This window comes from Hungatella sp., assembly GCF_046966825.1.
Genome location: NZ_JBKVCZ010000259.1, coordinates 1 through 3,396, shown reverse-complemented (window position 1 = coordinate 3,396; position 3,396 = coordinate 1). Strand labels below are relative to the sequence as shown.

Below are 3,396 nucleotides of genomic sequence, written 5' to 3'. Positions count from 1 at the left end.
ATGCCAAACTGCCCCAATTCCACGTACAATCCCGTTCATTTTATCCGGACGTCGAAGGAGATGACAGAGCGGGTTCACGCCTATGGGAGCAAGATATTTCTCATGATGTCGGCCGGCTTTGGAAGAGTGACGATCCCTACCAATCTGGGAGAGTTCCCTCCGGTTGCGCCATCTGCGATTCCACACCGGTGGCTGGATAAGATCTGCCGGCCGCTTACGAAGGAGGAGATCCACAGCATTGTAAAATCCTTTGGGGACGGAGCGTACCATGCAAACTGGCGGTTTTGGCGGGAATTCACGCGGTTCACGAGGGTTATCTGCCGATCAGTTTGCCATTTCATGTTCAATCAACGGACTGACGAGGCGGAGGTACACTGGAAAAGGTCATGTTCGCAAAGTGGTAGAAGAGAGAAGTCCAGGTGCGGACAGGATTTTCCTGTGGTGCCGCGTTTCGCCAAAGAGCAATAAAGGGACTGGCGGGAAGGCGCTTACGGAGAAACGTTTGAGGAGAAGGCCGCGATATCGAGGAAGGTCTGAGATCGCCGCTGGTATGGTTATGGACGCGCTGGCCACCGACGTAAACGTATGACGCATGGTGGTGGAACCATCCGCCGATGTATCAGAAAAAGGGGCTTTTCCGTCCGTACTGCAAGATGGTGAAAGAGGCTGTGGATGTCCCGGTGCTGTGCGCAGGCCGTATGGACAATCCGGAGATGGCCTCCGAGGCTGTGGAGGCCGGCGAGTGCGACATCGTCAGCCTTGGCCGCCCGCTTTTGGCCGATCCTGACTATGTGAATAAGCTGAGAGCTGGAAAATGGGAACAGATCCGTCCGTGTATCTCCTGTCAGGAAGGCTGTATGGGCCGTGTTCAGGAATTTTCCATGATTAACTGCGCGGTGAACCCACAGGCTGCCAGGGAGCGGGTGACCGCCTATGAACCCATCTTAAAGAGCAGACGGGTGATGGTCGTGGGCGGCGGCGCGGCAGGCTGTGAGGCCGCCAGGGTGCTGGCGGTGAGAGGCCATAAGCCGGAGCTGTTCGAAAAGGGCGACAGGCTGGGCGGCAATTTGATTCCAGGAGGAGCTCCTGACTTCAAGGAGGATGATCTTGCTCTTGCGCACTGGTACGAGGTTCAGCTTCAGACCCTCAAAGTTCCGGTACATTTCCATGCCTGTGTGGACCGGGAGATGGTTCTGGCGGGAAATTATGATGCGGTTATTATTGCCACCGGCTCCAGGCCAAAGGTGTTTTCTCTGGGAGATGACGAGCGGGTATATCCTGCGGCTCAGGTTCTGACCGGGGAAAAGGACTGCGGAGATACCACCGTGGTTATAGGCGGAGGCCTGGTCGGCTGTGAACTGCGCCTCTGGTTGGCAGAACAGGGAAGCGCGTGACGATCGTGGACCGGCTGATGGCGGTCAACGGTCCCTTGTGTCATGCCAACAAGGACATGCTGGAACGCCTGATTCCCTATCACGGGGTGAAGACCATAACCTCCGCCAGAGTGACCGGGTATCGCGACGGAATTCTGCATGCTTCCTGCGGCGGAGAAGAGTGGGAAATCGCCTGTGACAGCGTAATTCTTGCAGTGGGGTATCAGGAGGAGGACTCTCTGTACCGCCAGCTGGAATTTGACGTACCGGAACTGTATCTGTTGGGAGACGCAAGGAAGGTTTCCAATATAATGTATGCGATATGGGATGCGTTTGAGGTGGCAAACCATATTGGCTGAGGAGTGGATGGATAGCGACCGTTTATTCCAGAGAGCGGTGAGGCAGGTACTGTACCCGACCAAGCGGGGCAGGCTTTGCCTGCGGGGCGTTTAACCCTCACGGCATCGGAGCAGGACACACAGCAGAGAGATATGATATCCTCTGCTGCTTCCTGCTTCGATGCCGTTTTTTTATATAAAAATAATTGCCGGCGGACAGCGGAGAAATGAATAAACATGACATACAGATGACGTGAATAGTGTGGTATTGTAGTTACAGTTCGATTACATTTGATTTTGAAATGGAAATGGAAATGGAAATTAGGAGGAAACTGTATGCATGAAAAACAGGTAAAGTCGATTCTGTCTGCACAGAACGGCATGAATCTTTACAGAGGCTGCACGCACGGATGCATTTACTGCGACGCCAGAAGCACCTGTTATCAGATGGATCATGCGTTTGAAGATATTGAAGTAAAGTCCAACGCTGTAGAACTGTTGGAGAAGGCGCTTAAGAGCAAACGAAAGAAATGTATGATCGGAACAGGCGCCATGAGCGACCCCTATTTACATCTGGAAAAGCGGCTCTGTCTTACCAGGCAGAGTCTGGAACTGATTGATTACTATGGATTTGGTCTGTCCATCCAGACGAAATCGGATTTAATCCTGCGCGACCTGGATTTATTAAAAAGCATCAACCGGAAGACGAAGTGTGTGGTTTCCATGACGCTTACGACGTATGATGAGGCACTTTGCCGGATCATCGAGCCGAATGTCTGCACAACCGGACGCAGAGCGGAGGTGCTGCGGATTCTTAAGGAGGAGGGGATTCCAACTATCGTCTGGCTGTCTCCGATTCTTCCATTTATAAACGATACAGAGGAGAACATACGCGGCATTCTGTCATACTGCCGTGACGCGTCGGTATACGGGCTGATGCTCTTTGGCATTGGCGTGACGCTGCGGGATGGGGACAGGCAGTATTTCTATGCGCAGCTGGATCAGCATTTTCCGGGGATGAAGGAGCGCTATATCCGTACCTATGGAAACAGCTACGAGATCCCGTCTCCGGATACCAGGCGTCTGCTCGCTTTGGTAAAAGAAGAATGCCGTAATACGGGAATGGTCTGCAGCAGCAATCGGCTGTTTGAGTATATGCATACCTTTGAGGATAAACAGGCGGGGGTTCAGATGTCGCTGTTTGAGTGAGGAAAGAGGGCAAGGGCATGGGGCTTTATCGGGGTGTTTGTTAATAAGGATAAGGAGGTTCGATTTCATAGTGTACATCAAAAGCAGATAATTTCTCCAGCACTCCCTGTATCATACCGGCTTCCCCGCTTGTAAGCAAACACCGTTTGTGATTCAATTTTTCTTTTGCCTTAAGATAGTTGATATTCAGGACTTTGGCGCAGGCTTTTATCTCCTTGCGATTATTGCTGTCTTCGTCCAAAATCAGATATATATGGTATATCGTTTTGTCAAAAGACATTGGGCAGAAAGAAGTAGTCACTTCCGTAATATCTTCAAAACAGGAATGGAATGTTTGATCACACAGAGTAATCCATTCCTCCTTCTCATCCATGACTTGCTGTGCATCAATGATATATTTGAAAATTTTGCCGGTGCATTCTCGTGATTTAAATCGTGAGTTAACCGGCAGGGTTTGTTCCGGATTCGCTTTTGCA

The 3,396-nt window shown here is 51.2% G+C and carries 2 protein-coding genes and 2 pseudogenes; 3 read left to right on the top strand and 1 reads right to left on the bottom strand.

Translation table 11 applies throughout. The features are described 5' to 3' along the window. The 3 genes and pseudogenes from ACLTD4_RS33445 to ACLTD4_RS33435 all read left to right on the top strand — a co-directional run. Positions 1-468, top strand: a pseudogene (locus ACLTD4_RS33445) (2-enoate reductase); the annotation flags it as partial. Positions 469-614: 146 nt separating this feature from the next. Further along, positions 615-1,732, top strand: a pseudogene (locus ACLTD4_RS33440) (FAD-dependent oxidoreductase). 315 nt (positions 1,733-2,047) lie between these two features. Next, a complete protein-coding gene (locus ACLTD4_RS33435) occupies positions 2,048-2,920 on the top strand; it encodes an SPL family radical SAM protein (protein ID WP_117621725.1) in 873 nt (290 codons plus the stop codon). Positions 2,921-2,960: 40 nt separating this feature from the next. Here the strand turns inward: ACLTD4_RS33435 and ACLTD4_RS33430 are convergent. Further along, positions 2,961-3,396: hypothetical protein (locus ACLTD4_RS33430; RefSeq protein WP_320995793.1), on the bottom strand; the 436-nt coding region annotated here is incomplete at its 5' end.

Coding starts and splice junctions, on each gene's coding strand:
- ACLTD4_RS33435 (WP_117621725.1), top strand. CDS start 2,048: ATGCATGAAAAACAGGTAAAGTCGATTCTGTCTGCACAGAACGGCATG.